The 18,280-nt window shown below is 67.7% G+C and carries 17 protein-coding genes and 1 pseudogene; 8 read left to right on the top strand and 10 right to left on the bottom strand.

Annotated features, from left to right (window positions below; translation table 11 throughout):
- Positions 1 to 18: 18 nt before the first annotated feature.
- Positions 19 to 1,752, bottom strand: coding sequence for a proline--tRNA ligase (locus ABZ789_RS00925; protein WP_358417587.1), 1,734 nt, complete (start codon positions 1,750 to 1,752; stop codon positions 19 to 21).
- A gap of 75 nt (positions 1,753 to 1,827) precedes the next feature.
- Here ABZ789_RS00925 and yaaA point away from each other — a divergent pair, with 75 nt between their 5' ends.
- A complete protein-coding gene (yaaA, locus tag ABZ789_RS00920) occupies positions 1,828 to 2,571 on the top strand; it encodes a peroxide stress protein YaaA (protein ID WP_358417584.1) in 744 nt (247 codons plus the stop codon).
- Here yaaA and ABZ789_RS00915 read toward each other — a convergent pair.
- From ABZ789_RS00915 to mqo, 4 genes are all read right to left on the bottom strand, one after another.
- Positions 2,564 to 3,646, bottom strand: coding sequence for an FUSC family protein (locus ABZ789_RS00915; RefSeq protein WP_358417581.1), 1,083 nt, complete (start codon positions 3,644 to 3,646; stop codon positions 2,564 to 2,566). The two genes, yaaA and ABZ789_RS00915, sit on opposite strands and share 8 nt — an antisense overlap.
- A gap of 74 nt (positions 3,647 to 3,720) precedes the next feature.
- Positions 3,721 to 5,190: an MFS transporter gene (locus ABZ789_RS00910; RefSeq protein ID WP_358417578.1), complete on the bottom strand. Its 1,470-nt coding sequence runs from the start codon at positions 5,188 to 5,190 to the stop codon at positions 3,721 to 3,723.
- An 11-nt stretch (positions 5,191 to 5,201) separates the two neighbouring features.
- On the bottom strand, positions 5,202 to 6,464 hold the full coding sequence (gene cobA / locus ABZ789_RS00905) for a uroporphyrinogen-III C-methyltransferase (RefSeq protein WP_358417575.1): 1,263 nt from the start codon (positions 6,462 to 6,464) through the stop codon (positions 5,202 to 5,204).
- Between the two features lie 99 nt (positions 6,465 to 6,563).
- On the bottom strand, positions 6,564 to 8,090 hold the full coding sequence (gene mqo / locus ABZ789_RS00900; protein ID WP_358417572.1) for a malate dehydrogenase (quinone): 1,527 nt from the start codon (positions 8,088 to 8,090) through the stop codon (positions 6,564 to 6,566).
- A gap of 185 nt (positions 8,091 to 8,275) precedes the next feature.
- On the opposite strand from mqo, the gene ABZ789_RS00895 reads away from it, so the two are divergent.
- Together ABZ789_RS00895 and mtr are read left to right on the top strand one after the other, a co-directional pair.
- Positions 8,276 to 9,346 carry an alpha/beta hydrolase gene (locus ABZ789_RS00895; RefSeq protein WP_358417569.1) on the top strand — a complete coding sequence of 357 codons (1,071 nt, stop codon included), beginning with the start codon at positions 8,276 to 8,278 and terminating at the stop codon, positions 9,344 to 9,346.
- On the top strand, positions 9,343 to 10,716 hold the full coding sequence (mtr, locus tag ABZ789_RS00890) for a mycothione reductase (RefSeq protein WP_358417566.1): 1,374 nt from the start codon (positions 9,343 to 9,345) through the stop codon (positions 10,714 to 10,716). The genes ABZ789_RS00895 and mtr overlap by 4 nt, the downstream gene beginning before the upstream one ends.
- A gap of 58 nt (positions 10,717 to 10,774) precedes the next feature.
- On the opposite strand, the gene ABZ789_RS00885 is transcribed toward mtr, so the two are convergent.
- Positions 10,775 to 11,341 carry an alpha/beta hydrolase gene (locus ABZ789_RS00885; protein WP_358417564.1) on the bottom strand — a complete coding sequence of 189 codons (567 nt, stop codon included), beginning with the start codon at positions 11,339 to 11,341 and terminating at the stop codon, positions 10,775 to 10,777.
- A gap of 122 nt (positions 11,342 to 11,463) precedes the next feature.
- Between ABZ789_RS00885 and ABZ789_RS00880 the strand changes: the two genes are divergently transcribed.
- The 3 genes from ABZ789_RS00880 to ABZ789_RS00870 are packed head-to-tail and all read left to right on the top strand — an operon-like array spanning position 11,464 to position 13,456.
- On the top strand, positions 11,464 to 11,823 hold the full coding sequence (locus ABZ789_RS00880; RefSeq protein ID WP_358418186.1) for a GntR family transcriptional regulator: 360 nt from the start codon (positions 11,464 to 11,466) through the stop codon (positions 11,821 to 11,823).
- Entirely contained in the window at positions 11,820 to 12,725 is a 906-nt protein-coding gene (locus ABZ789_RS00875; RefSeq protein WP_358417561.1) for an ABC transporter ATP-binding protein, read from the top strand. Before ABZ789_RS00880 ends, ABZ789_RS00875 begins: the two co-directional genes overlap by 4 nt.
- Complete coding sequence (locus ABZ789_RS00870; protein WP_358417558.1) at positions 12,722 to 13,456, top strand: hypothetical protein; 735 nt, start codon at positions 12,722 to 12,724, stop codon at positions 13,454 to 13,456. Before ABZ789_RS00875 ends, ABZ789_RS00870 begins: the two co-directional genes overlap by 4 nt.
- A gap of 19 nt (positions 13,457 to 13,475) precedes the next feature.
- Here ABZ789_RS00870 and ABZ789_RS00865 read toward each other — a convergent pair.
- From ABZ789_RS00865 to ABZ789_RS00855, 3 genes and pseudogenes are all read right to left on the bottom strand, one after another.
- Positions 13,476 to 13,574 (bottom strand): annotated as a pseudogene (locus ABZ789_RS00865) (type I methionyl aminopeptidase); the annotation flags it as partial.
- 25 nt (positions 13,575 to 13,599) lie between these two features.
- Positions 13,600 to 14,244: a response regulator transcription factor gene (locus ABZ789_RS00860; RefSeq protein ID WP_358417555.1), complete on the bottom strand. Its 645-nt coding sequence runs from the start codon at positions 14,242 to 14,244 to the stop codon at positions 13,600 to 13,602.
- Entirely contained in the window at positions 14,241 to 15,440 is a 1,200-nt protein-coding gene (locus ABZ789_RS00855; RefSeq protein WP_358417552.1) for a sensor histidine kinase, read from the bottom strand. Before ABZ789_RS00855 ends, ABZ789_RS00860 begins: the two co-directional genes overlap by 4 nt.
- Before the next feature lie 217 nt (positions 15,441 to 15,657).
- On the opposite strand from ABZ789_RS00855, the gene ABZ789_RS00850 reads away from it, so the two are divergent.
- Positions 15,658 to 16,686: an ABC transporter permease gene (locus ABZ789_RS00850; RefSeq protein WP_358417549.1), complete on the top strand. Its 1,029-nt coding sequence runs from the start codon at positions 15,658 to 15,660 to the stop codon at positions 16,684 to 16,686.
- A complete protein-coding gene (locus tag ABZ789_RS00845) occupies positions 16,683 to 17,417 on the top strand; it encodes an ABC transporter ATP-binding protein (protein WP_358417546.1) in 735 nt (244 codons plus the stop codon). The genes ABZ789_RS00850 and ABZ789_RS00845 overlap by 4 nt, the downstream gene beginning before the upstream one ends.
- Here the strand turns inward: ABZ789_RS00845 and map are convergent.
- Positions 17,404 to 18,261, bottom strand: coding sequence for a type I methionyl aminopeptidase (gene map / locus ABZ789_RS00840; protein WP_358417543.1), 858 nt, complete (start codon positions 18,259 to 18,261; stop codon positions 17,404 to 17,406). The genes ABZ789_RS00845 and map overlap by 14 nt on opposite strands.
- Positions 18,262 to 18,280 lie beyond the last annotated feature (19 nt).

Here is an 18,280-nt window from a genome sequence, read left to right as displayed (position 1 = left end):
GGGCATCGGCAGATGCGGTCAGCGGGAGAGGATGTGCTGGACCACCTCTCCGATCGGGATCTCGTCCGCATCGCCGGAGAACCGATCGCGGACCTCGACCTTCCCGTCGGCGAATCCACGTCCGACCACGACGACCAGCGGCATGCCGAGCAGTTCCGAATCCTTGAACTTGACGCCGGGCGACGCCTTCCGGTCGTCGAGAAGGACGTCCACGCCCGCGTTGGAGAGCTCCTCGGCGAGATTCTCGGCACCTTCGCGTGCCTGCTCGTCCTTGTTTGCGATCACCAGGTGCACGTCGAACGGCGCGATCTCCGCAGGCCAGCGCAGCCCCTTCTCGTCGTGCTGCTGTTCGGCGACCACCGCGACGAGACGCGACACGCCCACACCGTACGAACCCATCGTCGGGCGGACGGGCTTGCCGTTCTCACCGAGCACATCCACTGCGAAGGCGTCGGTGTACTTGCGGCCGAGCTGGAAGACGTGACCGATCTCGATGCCGCGGGCGGAGACGAGCGGACCCGCACCGTCCGGCGACGGATCGCCGTCGCGCACCTCGGCTGCCTCGATCGTTCCATCGGGTGTGAAGTCGCGACCCGCCACCAGACCGAAGACGTGCTTGCCCATCTCGTCGGCCCCGGTGATCCAGCTGGTTCCGTCCACCACGCGGGGATCGACGAGATAGCGCACCCCGTTCGCGAGGAGGGCCTTCGGGCCGATGTAGCCCTTGACGAGGAAGGGATTCGCGGCGAAATCCGCCTCGGTGAGCAGCTCGACCTCGGCAGGCTCGAGCGAAGCTTCGAGACGCTTGTCGTCGACTTCCCGATCACCGGGGATACCGATGCCGAGCAATTCCCACTCGCCGCCGGGCTGCCGGACCTTGACCATGACGTTCTTGAGCGTCTCTGCGGCACTCACCTCGCGGCCGAGGATCGTCCTCGCAGCGGCGACGAGCGTGTCGATCGTCGGGGTGTCGGGGGTGTCGTGCACGACCGCCTCGGGCTGACCGTCGATGGGCAGCGGCTCCGGCGCCAGGGTCTTCACCGCTTCGACATTGGCCGCATAGCCGGATTCGAGGCACCGCACATAGGTGTCCTCACCCGCAGGCGAGTCGGCGAGGAATTCTTCGGAGGCGCTGCCACCCATCGCGCCGGAGGTGGCCGAAACGATCACGTACTCGATCCCGAGACGCGTGAAGATGCGCTCGTAGGCGTCGCGGTGCGCGCGGTACGAGTGGGCCAGACCTTCGTCGGTGAGATCGAAACTGTACGAGTCCTTCATCACGAACTCGCGCCCGCGGAGGATGCCCGCGCGGGGACGCTCCTCGTCCCGATACTTCGTCTGGATCTGGTACAGCGTGACCGGGAAGTCCTTGTAGGAGTTGTACTCACCCTTGACGGTGAGCGCGAACAGCTCCTCGTGAGTGGGCCCGAGAAGGTAGTCGCCACCCTTGCGGTCCTGCAGCCGGAACAGGCTGTCGCCGTACTCCGTCCACCGATTCGTGGCCTCGTAGGGCTCGCGCGGAAGCAGCGCCGGCAGGGCGATCTCCTGCGCACCGATGGAGTTCATCTCCTCGCGTACCACCCGCTCGACCTCCCGTAGCACCTTCAGGCCGAGAGGTAACCACGAGTAGACACCGGGCGCGATACGTCGCACGTATCCGGCTCGGACCAGCAACTTGTGGCTGGCGACCTCGGCATCGGCCGGGTCGTCTCGGAGGGTTCGGAGGAACAGGTGCGACATGCGGGTGATCACGACCTTGCAGCCTACCGTGGCCACCCTCGGCGGTGAGTACGGCGCCCGACAGCGACCTCGGTACGGTTACCGCTTGTGCTGGTGCTTCTCCCCCCTTCAGAAACCAAGTCCGACGGCGGCGACGACGGGCCCCTCGATCTCGGCGACCTCTCGATGCCACAACTGACGGAGACACGGGAGATGCTGGTGCAGGCGCTCGTCGACCTCGCCGCCGATCCGGAGGAGTCGAGCCGAGCCCTCGGTCTCGGTGCGAAAGGCGCCGACGAGATCGAACGCAACGCAAAGTTGTGGGTCTCCCCCACCCGTCCGGCACTCGAACGCTATACCGGGGTGCTGTACGACGCGCTCGACGCGGCGACGTTCACCGCAGCCCAGCGCGAGAAGGCCTTCCGGCGACTCGGGATCGGCTCCGCACTGTTCGGTGCCGTCCGGGCCGCCGATCCCATTCCCGCCTATCGCCTCTCCGGGGGCTCCAGACTGCCCGGATTCGGCACGCTGAAATCCGTGTGGCGGCCCGAACTCACCGACGTGCTGGTCGCCGAGGCCGCCGGTGACCTCGTCGTGGATCTCCGCTCGGGTGTCTACCAGCAGCTCGGCCCCGTGCCGGGAGCCGTCACCGCCACCGTGCTCACAGAGCAGGCGGACGGCACCCGCAAGGTGGTCAGCCACTTCAACAAGCACCACAAGGGTCTGCTCGCCCGCGCCCTGGTCCTCACGCGGGCGGAACCGAGCGACATCGGTTCGCTCGCGCGGGTCGCATCGAAGGCAGGGCTGCGGGTCGAGGTGGAGTCGCCCACCGAGCTGGTCGTGCTCACCTGATCTCGAGGCTCATCGCGGCGGCTATCCGGCGAGCCGTGTGCAGGACGACGCCGAGCCGCGCCGTCAGAACCATGTCGTGAGACTCCGTGACGAACCGCTCGAGATCGGTGAGATTACGGCGGCACGCCCCGTCGGGATCGACCTCTCGCCCCTCGCCGACCGCATCGATCATCGACGCAAGCGCGTCGAACAACGCTGCCACCGGCGACCGCACCTCCAGGTTGCCCGCGTCGGCCGCGTCGTCACCGAGCACGTGGTCCAGTGCGTGCGCGAGTTCCTCCACCGCACTGGACACCGACCACAGATTGTCGAACGTCCGGTCCCAGCGACGCGCTCGTTCCCCGGCGCGAGCCGCGGCGGGGCGAGGGTTCAGCCGCGCGCTCTCGTGTGCCCATCGGGATTCGTCGAAGGCACGCTGGACGAGACCGTCGATTCCCCGCGCACGCTGAACCCAGTCGCGGCGTTCCGACCTTCCCTCGCGGCATCCGGCAGCCATGTCCCGCAGCAGATCGCGCAGCTCGACGGTGAGCGCGGCACCCTCCCTGCCGGCCGGGTACACCGGCGGAAAGACCAGCGCGGTCGTCGCCACCCCCACCGCCGCCCCGATCATCGTCTCCACGAGGCGTTCGCCCAGCAGAACGGGACTGTCCGCTGCGCCGGTCGCGATCACCAGCAGTGCAGTGATCGCCACCCAGATGCCGCTCGCACCGAAACGTCGCCAGCGCCCCACGAAGTAGCCGACGGCGACCGCCATGCCGACTGCGGCGGTCGTCGGCTCCACAAGCCGTGTCACGGCCACGGCGACCAGCAGTCCCGCAACGACCGCTCCGACCTGCACGGCCGCCTGTTCCAACGAACGGAGCACCGTTGCCTCGACCAGGAAGACCGCGACGTAGGGCGCCAGAAAAGCCTGCTGGAAGTGGAAGACCTCAGTGACGATCAGCCACGCGACGACCGCGGCGAGGGTCGAGCGCAGTGCCTGCAGGGCGACGTACCGCTCGTGCCCGGCATCCTGGGCGGCGCGGACGATCCACGATCCGACGAACCTGAACCTTTCGAGCACACCGACTTGCATGACCGGGCGGGTACCCGGGATGACGCACGGCAGGCATGATCCGGCTCATCCGTCGCTGCGACCGGGCACGCGGGTCAGGACGTCTGGGCCACCTTCTCGGCTTCCTGCGCCTGGGCCACCTCTTCGGGCGTGAAGCGGATGAACAGAGCGGCGACACCGGCGATCACCGCGCAGACGGCACATCCGACCAGCGCGAGCATGTATCCCTCACCCTGCGCGACGAGCTGGGCGGCGGTCATGTCCGCCACCGCTCCCGAACTCCCGCCGAGCGACATCGTCCGCGAGGTCGCCATCGCGCCGATCACCGCGAGACCGACCGGCCCGCCGAGGGTCTGCGCGACCTGCGCAATCGCCGACAGCGGTCCGATCTCGTGCTGACCCACACCGGAGATCGCGCACAGCGGCAGCGGCACCACGGCGAGGCCGACACCGAAGCCGACGACGAGAACCAGCACGAACAGAGTCGGGAAGTACCGGACGCTGCCGTCCATCGTCGACCCGTACATCAGGCTCGCCGTCATGATCGTCGATCCCGTGACCACCAGCCATCGGGGCTCGATCCGGGCGACCAGCCTGGACGAGACCGCTGCGGCGCCGCCTAGACCGAAGGCGAACGGCACGAACGCCAGACCGGCGGCCAGCGGGCTGTAGCCGAGGATGTCCTGCACGAACAGGGCGACGAAGGCCGCGAGACTGAACATCACCGCGCCGGCGAAGAAGATCGCCACGAAGGTCGCGACTCGGTTCTTGTTCCGGAACAGCACGAACGGCAGGAGCGGATTCTCGGCGCGCCGTTCGACGAGCAGGAACAACCCGAGCAACACGAATCCTGCGACGAGCGCACCGATCACTGCAGGGCTCGCCCAGCCGAGTTCGGGGCCCTCGGTGAGACCGAAGACCACACCCGTACATCCGAGCGTGGCGAGCACCGCACCGGGCACGTCGAGGGAGAGCCGTTCGGACGTGGTCTCGCGCAACGCGATCGCGGCGAGAACGACGATCAGCACACCGATCGGCACGTTGATGAGGAAGATCCAGCGCCACGAGACCTGGGTGAGCGCACCGCCGAGGATGAGTCCTGCGATGGAGCCGACTCCGGTCATCGCGGCGAAGACCGCGATGGCACGGTTACGCGCAGGGCCTGCGGCGAAGGTCGTCGCGACGAGCGCCAGCGCGGTCGGCGACGCGATCGCCGCGCCGACGCCCTGGAGTGCGCGCGCCCCGATGAGCATCTCTTCGTTGGTCGCCAGCCCGCACAGCAGGGACGCGAGGGTGAACAACCCCACCCCCGTCATGAACATGCGTTTGCGGCCGTAGCTGTCGCCGAGTCGACCGCCGAGCAGCATGAGGCCGCCGAACGCGAGAGCGTACGAGGTGAGAACCCAGTTGCGGCCGGCATCCGACAATCCCAGATCTCTCTGCAGCGGCGCGAGCGCGAGATTCGCGACGGTGCCGTCGAGCACGACCATCAGCTGGAGACCGCTCAGGACGAGCATGGCCAGAGCGACCACGCGGGTGGTCGAGGGGTTCGAGGTAGTTGCCACGTGACTCGACCTTACCCACCGTCCGGTACGGATCCGGTTCCCGGATCGTCCCCGAAACCGGCCACCGGACCGATCACCACGATCGCGGGCGGACGGACGTTCTCGTCCCGGACGCGCTGTGCCACGGTGGCCAGTTCGGCGCGCACCACACGCTGGCTGCGCAGCGTGCCTTCCTGCACGACGACCACCGGCGTGTCCGCCGGGCGCCCTCCGGCGATCAGGGCGCCGGCGAACCGATCGATGCGTTCGACGGCCATGAGCAGGACCAGAGTGCCGCGGAGCTTGGCGAGCGCGTCCCAGTCGGTGAGCGAGTCGGGATGGTCGGGTGCGACGTGTCCGCTGGCGACGACGAACTCGTGCGTCACGCCGCGATGCGTGACCGGGATACCGGCAGCGGAGGGCACCGAGATCGCGCTGGTGATGCCGGGGACCACCGTGACGGGCACTCCGGCCGCCGTGCAGGCCTCGAGTTCCTCGTAGCCCCGCCCGAAGACGTAGGGGTCGCCGCCCTTGAGCCGGACGACGAACTTACCCGCCCGGGCGCGGTCGACGAGGATGTCGTTGATGGCCTGCTGGGCCATGGCACGTCCGTACGGGAGCTTCGCGGCGTCGATCACCTCGACGTGGTGATCGAGTTCGGCGAGCAATTCCTGCGGAGCCAGATGGTCGGCGACGACGACGTCCGCGCGGGCGAGAAGGCGTCGGCCCCGCACGGTGATCAGGTCGGGATCGCCTGGACCTCCACCGACCAGCGCGACGCCGACCGGCTTGGGCGCGGCGTCGTCGAATTCGGAGACCGCTGCGCCGGCGAGCGCGTCGCGGATGGAGGTGCGGACCGCGGCGGACCTGCGGTGGTCGCCGCCGGCGAGAACGCCCACGGCGAGGCCGTCGTAGCGTGCCGTCGCGGGGGTGACGGCGCTGCCGTGCCGTGCGCTGTCCGCGCGGACGCAGAAGATCCGGTTGCGTTCGGCCTCGGCGACGACGGACGCGTTGGTGCCGGGCTCGTCCGTGCACGCCATCGCGTACCACGCACCGTCGAGGTCACCGTCGCGGTAGTCGCGCAGCTCGAGCGAGATTCGGCCCTTCGCCGCCATGCTCTCGATCACGGGTGTGGCGGCGCGGGTGACCACGTGGACCCGTGCCCCGGAGGCGACGAGCAGACCGAGGCGTCGCTGGGCGACGCTGCCTCCCCCGACGACCACGACGCGGCGCCCGCGGAGATCGAGTCCGACCAGGTAGCTGGTCTCGTCCTCTGCGGCAGCGGACACGGGCATCTCCCCATTTCTCGTTTCGGGGCGAATCCGCCGGCCGGACCCACCTTCAGGACACCTGTGGCCCGGGCACAGCCTCGGGCCACAGGTGCAGTGATCGGGTCAGACGGCCGCGGCCTCGGCGCGCGTCTCGGGCACGGTGTCGGCATCGACATCGAGCTGCAGGGACTTCGTGCTGTGATCCCAGACCTGACGGAACAGATCGGGGTTGTCGGACAGCTTGACCCCGAGCGACGGGACCATCTCACGGAGCTTGGTCTGCCAGCCCGCCCACTGCTGCGGGAAGCAGCGCTCGAGAACATCGAGCATGGCCGGGACGGCGGTCGAAGCACCCGGAGAGGCGCCGAGCAGACCCGCGATCGAACCGTCCGCCGCATTGACCACAGCCGTACCGAACTCGAGAACACCACCCGCGCCCTTGCGGCGGATGACCTGCACACGCTGGCCGGCGACGATGAGTTCCCAGTCCTCGAGGCGAGCCTGGGGCGCGAACTCGGCGAGGGTGCCGATGCGGTCGGCGGGCGACTGGGTGAGCTCTCCGACGAGGTACTTCACCAGGCCGAGTTCGGTCACGCCGACGCCGAGCATCGACATCAGGTTGCCGAGCCTGACCGACTTGGGCAGGTCCATCACGCCGCCCTGCTTGAGGAACTTGGGGGACCATCCGGCGTAGGGGCCGAACAGCAGACCCTGCTTGCCCCCGATGACGCGCGTGTCGAGGTGCGGCACCGACATCGGAGGGGCGCCGACAGCGGCCTTGCCGTACACCTTCGCGCTGTGGCGGGCGATCACGTCGGGGTTGATGCAACGCAGGAAGGCGCCGGAGACCGGGAAACCACCGAAGCCCTTGATCTCCTGGATGCCCGACTTCTGCAGCAGGTGCAGCGCACCTCCGCCGGCGCCGACGAAGACGAACTTCGCCTGCACCTTGCGGGACTCGCCGGTACGGCGGTTACGGACCTTCACGATCCAGCTGCCGTCGGACTGCTTGGACACGTCGGTGACCTCGTGGCCGAAGAAGACCGTGCCACCGGAGGCCGCGACGTGGTTGATGAGTTGCTTGGTGAGCGCACCGAAATCGACGTCGGTGCCGGTCTGGGTCCAGTTCAGCGCGACCGGATCGGAGAAGTCGCGACCCTCGGCCATGAGGGGCAGGCGCTCGGTGAACACTTCGGGGCTCTCGGTGTACTCCATTCCCTCGAAGAGGGGGTGGCCGGCGAGAGCGTCGTAGCGGGCACGCAGGTACTTCACGTTGTCGGCACCGTGAACGAAGCTGACGTGCGGAACAGGATTGATGAAGTTCTTCGGGTCCGACAGGATGCCGTTGTCGACCGCGTACGCCCAGAACTGTCGCGAAACCTGGAACTGCTCGTTGACGTTCACGGCCTTCGTGATGTCCACAGAGCCACCGGGCTTGGCGGGGGTGTAGTTGAGCTCACACAGCGCGGAGTGGCCGGTACCGGCGTTGTTCCACGGGTCGCTGCTCTCGGCCGCTGCTGCGTCGAGCCGCTCGAATGCGGTGATCGACCAGTCGGGCTGCACCTGGCGCAACAACGCCCCGAGGGTGGCGCTCATGATGCCAGCCCCCACGAGCACTACGTCGGTTTTCGCTACAACGTTCTCTGACACTGGGGTATCGACTTCCTTGTCTGGTTCGCACGCGCCGCCTGGTATCGCCGTAGCGTCTCACGTGAGTATCCCGCAACGCGGCGCGCGAATGCGACCGACAGGTTACCCGCGCGTCGTCCGGCGTTTCATTTCACCTCATTGTGTACCCATGAGCGGTACCCGGCGAACACACCTAGGGTGTGATAGTGACTACTTGGCGTCCTGACGTCCTGGGAGACGGCTACGAGCAGCTGGAACTGCCCCTCGGCACCGACCCCGACGGTGAAGGGGAGATCTCCGCGACCCTGGTGCGATACCAGCCGACATCCACCGAGCTCCCCGACCGCGCGGTGCTCTACGTCCACGGATTCACCGATTACTTCTTCCAGCAGCACCTCGCCGAGCACTTCGCGGCGCGGGGCTACCGGTTCTTCGCGCTGGACCTGCGCAAGTGCGGCCGTTCGCGCGCCCCCGGGCACACTCCTCACTTCGTCACCGATCTCTCCTACTACGACCTCGAGCTCGACGAGGCGCTGCGCGTGGTCCGCAGCGAGGTCGGCGGCGGTGTGCTGCTCGCGGCACACTCGACCGGCGGGCTCGTGCTGCCCCTGTGGCTCGACCGACTCGGCCGGCGACCCGGCGGTACGGCCGCGGCGGGCATCCGGGGACTCGTCCTGAACAGTCCGTGGTTCGACCTGCAGGGCCCGTCCTATCTGCGGAACGTGGGGACCGCACTCATCGACCTCGTCGGCCGAATCGCGCCGCGGGCGATGATCCCGCTCCCGAAACCCGACACCTACGGTCGCAGTCTGCAGCGCGACGGCTGGCGTTACGACCTCGACTGGAAGCCGCTCACCGGCTTCCCCATCAGATTCGGCTGGCTGCGCGCCGTCCGGCGCGGCCACGCGGCGCTGCACCGCGGTCTCGATATCGGCGTGCCATCACTGATCCTGAGGTCCGGCGCATCGCGCTCCGCGCCGCGCTACGACTCGACCATCGACACGGTCGATGCAGTGCTCGACGTCCGTCAGATCGCGCGGTGGGCGGGATGTCTCGGCGACCGCACGACGATCGTGCCCATCGGTGGGGCCCGCCATGATGTGTTCCTGTCCACACCCGGCCCGCTGGCAGAAGCCTTCCGGGAATTGGACCTGTGGCTGGCGTGGTTGGACGGTGCAGCCGAGGCCGACGAGTCCGCCGGTTCCGGCTCAGCGGCGGACGCGTCGGCCGACAACACCGTTTCAGTACTGCAGCGAACCATGGGAGAGCACGCGTGAGCCACTACGACCTGGCGATCATCGGCACAGGCTCGGGGAACTCGATCCTCGACGAACGTTACGACGGTATGCGCGTCGCCCTCCTCGAAGAGAGCACCTTCGGAGGCACCTGCCTCAACGTCGGCTGTATCCCCACGAAGATGTACGTCTACGCCGCGGACGTCGCCCACACGATCCGGAATGCCGCGAAGTACGGCATCGACGCCTCGGTCGACGGTGTGCGTTGGAACGACATCGTCGACCGCGTCTTCGGCCGTATCGACCCCATCGCCGCCGGTGGTGAGCGCTACCGCCGGGAGGACTGCGCGAACGTCACCGTCTACGACGGCCACGCGCGTTTCGTCGGCGAGCGCAGCCTCGACACCGGAACCGGAGAGGTGATCACCGCCGATCAGGTCGTCGTCGCAGCCGGCTCACGTCCCACGATCCCGCGAGAAGTGCTCGACGCCGGCGTGAGATTCCACACGAGCGACGACATCATGCGCCTGCCGAAGCTGCCCGAGTCGATGGTGATCCTCGGGACCGGTTTCATCGCGATGGAGTTCGCGCACGTCTTCTCCGCGCTGGGCACCCGGGTGTCGGTGATCGCACGCACCGATCGACTGCTGCGACACCTCGACGCCGATGTCTCCGAGCGGTTCACGGCACTCGCCACCGCCAAGTGGGATGTTCACCTCGCCAACCCCGCTCGCGTCTTCCGTCCCCTCGGTGACGGCGTCGAGGTCGAACTCGCCGACGGCACGATCGTGAGCGGCGATGCCCTCCTCGTCGCGACCGGTCGGCAGCCCAACGGCGATCTCCTCGACGCCTCCGCTGCCGGTATCGAACTCGATGCGCGGGGGCGAATCGTGGTCGACGAGTTCCAGCGGACCACCGCTCCAGGTGTGTTCGCTCTCGGCGACGTCTCCTCGCCCTATCAGCTCAAGCACGTCGCCAACCACGAAGCGCGGGTCGTGCAGCACAATCTGTTGCACGCGGCGTGGAGCGGGGACACCGCCGGGCTGCAGCGAACGGATCATCGCTTCGTGCCCTCCGCCGTGTTCACCGACCCCCAGATCGCGACCGTCGGTCTCACCGAGGCCGAGGCGCGCGCCGCGGGTCACGACATCTCCGTCAAGATCCAGGACTACGGGAACGTCGCCTACGGCTGGGCGATGGAGGACACCGAGGGCTTCTGCAAGCTGATCGCCGACCGGTCGACGGGCCTGCTGCTCGGTGCCCACATCATCGGCGCACAGGCGTCGACGGTGATCCAGCCGCTCATCCAGGCGATGTCGTTCGGGCTGCCCGCCCGGAAGATGGCCACGGGCCAGTACTGGATCCACCCGGCTCTGCCCGAGCTCGTGGAGAACGCGCTGCTGGGCCTCTGAGCCTCCGCCTCGCGCCGTGTCGCCGGTAGTCCTGCTCGGACTACCGGCGACACGCGCCTCACCAGCTGCCGGTACGCAGCGCGATCGCGGACGCGAAGTCGGTGGGCGCCTGCGCCGGCACATTGCTCACCCCGTCGAGTTCGACCACGCGGAACTCCCCGGTCACGTACCGCATGGAAGCGTCGGCTTCGGGTCGGCGCCGCGAGCTGCCGACCACTATCGTCGTGGGCACCTCCGCGGGCGGAGCCGAAGCGTCGCGAACCGTGCCGTCGAGATCGGGGACGGCCGGGTGGCCGCGGTCGGCGACCACGAGGCTTGCGAAACGTCCGAATCGCCCTGCAGCCACCGCCCACGCGAGTTCGGCGCCGGCTCCACTGCCGGCCAGGTGGACCCAGGGGAGCGCGAGTTTGTCCAGCAGGGGGAACACATCGGCAGGGGTGAGACCTTCGATCTTCTCCACCACGACCGTCCGCAGGTCGGAGTTGTGCAGTCGCTCGCACACGATGTCGTAGACGTCCGCGTTCTCCCCCGCGTCGGGGAACAGTAATACCGTGTAACGACTTTCGGGGCCGCCGATACGTACCTGCACGTCGCCACCGGGGGTGGTCACCGTCCTCGAGTCCATGCGCAAAACGCTACATGGCCGCGGTACGTGCACCGGCTCTTGCGGTAGCGACGATCAGGTCCTATGGTTCATTACATGAGTAATGAACCGATGCACCTGCCTTCGGGTTCAGGGGCGTCGTGCTGAACGACGACGGCAAGCCTCTCTTCCGGCAGATCGCCGAGATCATCGAGAACTCGATTGTCGACGGAAGCCTGGAGGAAGAGGCGCAGGTTCCCTCCACGAACGAACTTGCTGCCTTTCACCGCATCAATCCGGCCACGGCGGCGAAGGGGCTCAACGCCCTGGTAGCCGAGGGAATCCTCTACAAGAAGCGAGGAATCGGCATGTTCGTCACCACCGGCGCGCGCGACAAACTGGTCGCCCGCCGACGGGATCGGTTCGCCCGGCAGTACGTCGTCCCGCTCGTCGTCGAGGCCGAGAAACTCGGAATCGACATCGACGAGCTCAAGTCCATGCTCGACACACGGGAGCGCAGATGACCATCACCTCGCCTGTCGTCCGCGCACGTCACCTCGGCATGCAGTTCGGGGACGTCGCCGCCCTCACGGACGCCGACTTCACACTGCACCGGAACACGATCTACGGCCTGCTCGGCCGCAACGGTGCCGGCAAGACCACCCTGATGCAGCTGCTCGCGGGCCACACCCGTCCCACCACCGGGAACGTCGAGGTGTTCGGAGCCGATCCGTACGAGAACACCACCGTGCTCCAACAGCTGTGCTTCGTCGCCGACACCCAGCGTTATCCCGACGACATGCGCGTCGGGCACGTGCTCGCATCGGCGGAACTGCTGCTGCCGCTGTGGGACCGGGCATACGCGGAACGACTGGCCGAGAAGTTCGCGCTGCCCTGCGGTCGCAAGGTCAAGAAACTCTCCCGCGGCATGAGTTCCGCGCTGGGCATCGTGGTGGGCCTCGCGTCGCGCGCACCGGTGACGATCTTCGACGAACCGTATCTGGGCCTCGACGCCGTCGCCCGGCAGATGTTCTACGACGAACTGCTGCTCGACTACGCCGAGCGGCCGCGCACCGTCGTGTTGTCGACCCACCTGATCGACGAAGCCGCCGACCTCCTGGAACACGTCCTCGTGCTCGACCGCGGACATCTCGTCGTCGACGAGGACACCGACACGCTGCGCACCCGGGCCGCGCGGGCGACCGGGCCGGCGGACGAGGTGGCACGAATGGTCGGCGACAGCACCGTCCTGCACACGGAGGGACTCGGCGGCGTCGCCCGCACGACCTTCCTCCGAAAAGACCCGGACGAACTTCTCCGCACCTCCGGACGGGTTGACGTGCAACCGATCTCGCTCCAGGACCTCGTGGTCCATCTCCATCGGACACCCGAATCCGCCACCACGAACGAGGAGGCATCGCTGTGACCACCGCGACCCCGCTACCGGCCCCGGTCATCACCGGACCCGCGCGTGTCCTGTCCGTCGCCCGCCTGCAACTCGTCTCGTGGCCGCTGTTCATCGCGTGGCCCGTCGGACTGCTGGTCACCTCGGCCCTCATCCCGTGGGTGATCTTCTCGCTCGTGGACACCGGTGCCGAGTACAACGTCGTCGGGAGCGTGCTGTCGGTCTACGGCTTCATCATCGCGTTCTATCTCCTGGCGATGACCCAGATGTTCTCGTTCGCACTGCGTCTCGGTTCCACCCGATCGCACTACATGCAGTCGATGGTGTGGATCGCCGTGGTGCAGTCCGCGGTGTTCTCGGCCGTCTTCCAGATCCTCTCGGTGCTCGAAGCCGCGACCGGTGGCTGGGGTGTGAACATGCGGATGTTCGGAATCCTGCGTTTCGTCACCGACAGTTCCGTGGTGCAGTTCCTGGGCTTCTTCACCACGATGCTCCTGATCATCGCGCTGACGATGTTCGCTGGCGCCATCCAGCACCGTTGGCGCGCAACGGGTCTGCTGACGGCCACCGCGTCCGTCGTCGTGCTCGGCGGTCTCGCCGCGATCCTCGTGACGTGGACCGGATCGTGGTCGGCGCTGTGGTCGTGGTTCGCCGAGGCGTCGCCGGCCACGACCCTGGTGGTGCTCCCCGTGCTGGTCGCTGCGGTGTGTATGGGCGCGACCTGGCAGGTGGTCCGGAAAGCCGCACCTTGAATGGTCACGGCAGGGTGAGCCCGGTGAAGTCCCGCACGACGCCGTAACCGAAGCGATTGGCGTAGGACTCGATCAGCTACACGGAGCAGTGACGCATTCGGCCCCGGCGGACCGCCTCGCGTGTTCTCCGGACTGGTGCCCGTTCACGGTCGGCTGCGGATGTAACCACGCTCGGTGGCCGCCGCGACTGCTGCCGTACGGGAATCGACCCCGAGCTTGGTATAGACACGGGCCAGGTGAGATTTCACCGTGCCCTCGGTCAGATGCAGCCGCTCGGCAATACGCTGGTTCGACAATCCTTCCGCGACCAGTCCGAGCACCTCCACTTCCCGCTTCGTCAGGGCGACGTCCGGAGCACGGAGGCGATCGACGAGCCGGTCGGCGACGGACGGGGCGAGTGTCGTGCGACCGTGGGCCGCAGTACGGATCGCCGCGGCGAGTTCGTCGGGCGGCGCGTCCTTGAGCAGGTATCCGGTGGCACCGGCCTCGATCGCCGGCAGCGTGTCGGCATCGGTGCCGTAGGTGGTGACTATCACGACACGTGGGGCGTCGGGCCGAGATGTGATCGCGCCGGTGGCTTCCGCGCCCGACATCCGGCCGCGGCCGAACTGCAGGTCCATCACGACGACGTCGATGTCGGGGTCTGCGGCTCGGAGTACAGCGTCCTCGGCTGTTGCCGCTTCCGCCACGACTTCGATCCCGGGTTCGGTCTCGAGGACGGCGCGCAGTCCTGCCCGCACCACCGGATGGTCGTCGGCAAGCAGTACGCGGATCGGGGTTGTGGTCACGGCCGACTCTCCGATGGCTCGGGTGGACGAGGTAGCCGGGCGCTGACAGTGGTGCCCTCGCCAGGGGCGGACCGGACCACGAAGGCGCCGCCGAGGGCATGCGTTCGGGCCCTCATCGCTGCCAGGCCGAACCCCCCGCGCTCGGGTCCGGGAACCGGCACGGAATCCGGATCGAAACCGCTGCCGTCGTCGACGATGTCCACCACGACCTCCTGCTCGTCGAAACCGAGGGTGACATCGACAGTAGCGGCCCCGGAATGGCGGACGGAGTTGGCCAGAGCCGACTGCACGACACGCAGCAGTGCGACTTCGTACGCAGTGGGCAGAGCGATCGGTGTACCGCGTAGATGGAACCGCGCGACGATCGGATGCCGGCCCGAGGTCGTGGCGCACAACCGCTCGAGAGCACCCGCCAACGTGGTGCCGTCCAGCCCCGGCGGAGTAAGCGCCGCCACGAAACGCCGCGCCTCCCCGAGATTGTCCACTGCCGCTGCGCGCGCCTGGCCGATGTACCCGGCGGCGGCATCCAGACGCTCGGGCATGGCACGTTCGGCCGCACGCAGCAACAACTGAATGCTCGACAACCCCTGTGCGAGCGTGTCGTGGATCTCGCGGGCGAGGCGCTCTCGTTCTTCCAGGACTCCGGCACTGTGCTGGGCGGCAGCAAGATCGGCACGGGTGGCCGTCAGCTCGTCGATCAGCATCCGGCGCTGCTCGCTCTCGCGGTACAAGGTCTGATAAGCCCACACCACAGCCACCGCCACCGCCGCACCGAGCGACGGCCCGATGGCGGTGGCCGGCGTGAAGGCTCCCTGGTGGATCGAGAATCCCACTACCGCCGCCAGCGTGGTCAGCAGAACGGCGACGAGCCCACTGCGCCGGGGTAACAGATGGAGCTGCACGAAGTAGAGCGGGAATGCCACCCAAACGGCCTCGGCCGAGATCGTCAGCAGCACCAGCCAGACCGCCCCCACCGCGGAGAGCCACAGTACGGCTGCCCCGTACGAACGACCGACGATCGGCAACAGTGGTCCGAGTCCGTAGGTCACCGCGGTCACTGCGGCCGCGACGGCGACGGCGCGTGCGTCCGGTGCCGAATCCGCGAACGCCCGGACAACCGCCAACCCGAGCAGTGCCACCACCAGCGCGTGCAGGCACCACGCCAGGATTCGAACGGTGGGGGTCAACGTGTTCACAGTCCATCCAGCCTACGGGCGGGAGGACGCCGGGACATCGGTCGAAAGATACAACTCGACGTGTGTTTTCCGGCCGGAGAAGACCGCACTCCGGCCAGATGCCCGGCCCCTCCAGCAAGACGACAGTGGAAGACGTACACGTCCCCACGAGAAAGCAGTCCGACCAGTGTTCGTTGCCTGGAGAGACCTCCGGTTCGCAAAGGGTCGCTTCGCCCTGATGGGAACCGTCGTCGTATTGATCACTCTGCTGGTCGGACTGCTGTCCGGCCTGACCGCAGGCCTCGCCCACCAGAACATCTCGGCGATCACCACCCTGCCTGCCGATCGCATCGCATTCGACGCCCCCGCGCCGGGCAAGGATCTGTCGTATGCGGATTCGATCGTCACGGAACGACAATTGCAGCAGTTGTCCGCCATCGACGGGGTGACGAGCGCCGAGCCACTGGGCATTTCCTCTGCCCGGCTGGTCACCGACGGCGCACAGCTCACCGTAGCCGCATTCGGTGTGCGGTCCGGTTCTCCCCTCGTTCCCGGCGACGAAGCAGTCGACGACCGGGCCGTGGTGTTGTCTCCCGCCGCAGCCGGTGACCTCGACCTCTCACCCGGCGATCGCGTCGATCTGGGCGGGCACGAACTGACAGTCGCCGCCGTGGACGGCGATGTGTCCTTCGCTCACATGCCGGTGGCCTGGGTCGATCTCTCGGTGTGGAACGAGATCGCATCGGCCGGGGCCGGTGGATCGGCCGCCACTGTCGCCGCACTGCGGACGACGGCGGACTTCGACGAGACAGCGGCCGATCGTCTCGCGGGGACGAAGACGGTCGCGAGAGACGAGTCCGTATCGGCCATCGGCTCGTACAGTTCCGAGAACGGCTCACTCCAGCTGATGCGCGGTTTCCTGTTCGTCATCTCCGCACTCGTCATCGGCGCGTTCTTCACCGTCTGGACGATCCAGCGGAGCGGCGACATCGCAGTACTCCAGGCGCTGGGGGCCACCCCCGCCCGCCTGGTACGCGATGCGCTAGGTCAAGCCCTGGTCGTCCTCACCGGTGGTACCGCGCTCGGCACGCTACTGGCCGCTTCGGTGGGTGCCGCCGTGTCCGGAGCGGTTCCGTTCGTCCTGACGCCCGCCACGATCCTTACGCCGGCCGCCGTGATGATCGTGCTCGGTTCCCTCGGTGCCGCGCTCGCAGTTCGTCGCATCACCTCCGTCGATCCCCTCACTGCCCTGGGAAGTGCCCGATGAGTCTGACCTTGACCGATGTCTCCCTCACCTACGCCGATGGCGAGGACCGTGTGCTTGCGCTCGACCGCGTGAACCTCGACGTGCCGCCCGGCACGGTGACCGCCGTGCTCGGACCCTCCGGATCCGGAAAGTCCAGCCTGCTCGCCGTGGCGGCGACGCTGATCACCCCAGACTCCGGCACGGTCGTGATCGCCGACGCCGACACGGCAGGCATGTCCCGCGACCATCTCGCAGAGTTGCGCCGACGCAGGATCGGGATCGTTTTCCAGCAGCCCAATCTGGTGCCCTCGCTCACCGCCGTCGAGCAACTCCAGGTGATGGCGTGGATCGACGGACGGCCGCTCGGAAGAGCCGTTTCCGACGCGATGACCTTGCTCGATTCGGTGGGGATGGCAGATCAAGCGGATCGTCGGCCGCACAGCCTGTCCGGTGGTCAACGCCAACGGGTCAACATCGCGCGTGCCCTGATGAACGAACCGACCGTGCTTCTCGTCGACGAGCCGACCAGCGCACTCGATCAGGAACGGGGCATGGCGATCGTCGAACTGATCACCCGGCTGACCCGCGAAAGGGCCACCTCCACGGTTCTCGTCACGCACGACCGGGCACATCTGGCCGGAGCCGATCGAGTCGCCGAAGTACACGACGGACGGCTGTCGATCCTGCCCGACGCCGCGGCCGCCCGAGGCGCCTCGCTCGGGCAGAAGACGTCGCGGATCAGGGAAGTGTGAGGATCTCGCTGCCGGTGTCGGTGACGACGATGGTGTGCTCGAACTGCGCGGTCCACTTGCGATCCTTGGTGACGACGGTCCAGCCGTCGTCCCAGATCTCGTAGTCGGGAGTCCCGAGATTGATCATCGGCTCGATGGTGAACACCATGCCGGGCTCGATGATCGTGTCGATGTCGGGCCGGTCGTAGTGCAGGATCACCAGACCGTTGTGGAAGGTTTCGCCGATCCCGTGCCCGGTGAAGTCCCGCACCACGCCGTAACCGAAGCGATTGGCGTAGGACTCGATCACCCGGCCGATGACGTTGAGCGCGCGTCCCGGCTTGACCGCCTTGATTCCGCGCATCGTGGCCTCACGGGTGCGCTCGACCAGCAGGCGGGCCTCCTCGGAGACGTCGCCGGCGAGGAAGGTCGCGTTGGTGTCGCCGTGGACACCGTCGATGTAGGCGGTGACGTCGATGTTGACGATGTCGCCGTCCTCGATGACGGTCGAATCCGGGATGCCGTGGCAGATGACCTCGTTGAGCGAAGTGCAGCACGACTTGGTGAAGCCGCGGTAGCCCAGCGTCGACGGATATGCGCCGTGGTCGCACATGTACTCGTGCGCGATGCGGTCGATCTCGTCGGTGGTCACGCCGGGCGCGACGGCCTTACCGGCCTCTACGAGGGCCTGCGCGGCGATCTTCGACGCCAGTCGCATCTTCTCGATCGTCTCGGGTGTCTGCACCCACGGCTCGTTGCCTTCCTTCGCCGTGGGCTTCCACACGTACTCCGGTCGTTCGATCGACGCGGGCACCTCCCGGATGGGAGTCGGACTGCCGGGAACGAGCGGAGCGCGGGTAACCATGCCTTCCAGATTAGCCGCC

It is taken from the genome of Rhodococcus sp. NPDC047139 (genome assembly GCF_040643435.1).
GTDB lineage: Bacteria > Actinomycetota > Actinomycetes > Mycobacteriales > Mycobacteriaceae > Rhodococcus.
Note: the sequence above shows the minus strand (reverse complement) of the source record. Positions and strands in the feature narration are given on the sequence as shown.

Excerpts from the sequence above, each read along its gene's own strand:
- ABZ789_RS00845 (WP_358417546.1), top strand. The coding sequence starts at position 16,683 with ATGAGTCTGACCTTGACCGATGTCTCCCTCACCTACGCCGATGGCGAG.
- ABZ789_RS00915 (WP_358417581.1), bottom strand. The coding sequence starts at position 3,646 with ATGCAAGTCGGTGTGCTCGAAAGGTTCAGGTTCGTCGGATCGTGGATC.
- ABZ789_RS00875 (WP_358417561.1), top strand. The coding sequence starts at position 11,820 with ATGACCATCACCTCGCCTGTCGTCCGCGCACGTCACCTCGGCATGCAG.
- cobA (WP_358417575.1), bottom strand. The coding sequence starts at position 6,464 with ATGCCCGTGTCCGCTGCCGCAGAGGACGAGACCAGCTACCTGGTCGGA.
- map (WP_358417543.1), bottom strand. The coding sequence starts at position 18,261 with ATGGTTACCCGCGCTCCGCTCGTTCCCGGCAGTCCGACTCCCATCCGG.
- ABZ789_RS00885 (WP_358417564.1), bottom strand. The coding sequence starts at position 11,341 with ATGGACTCGAGGACGGTGACCACCCCCGGTGGCGACGTGCAGGTACGT.
- ABZ789_RS00850 (WP_358417549.1), top strand. The coding sequence starts at position 15,658 with ATGGGAACCGTCGTCGTATTGATCACTCTGCTGGTCGGACTGCTGTCC.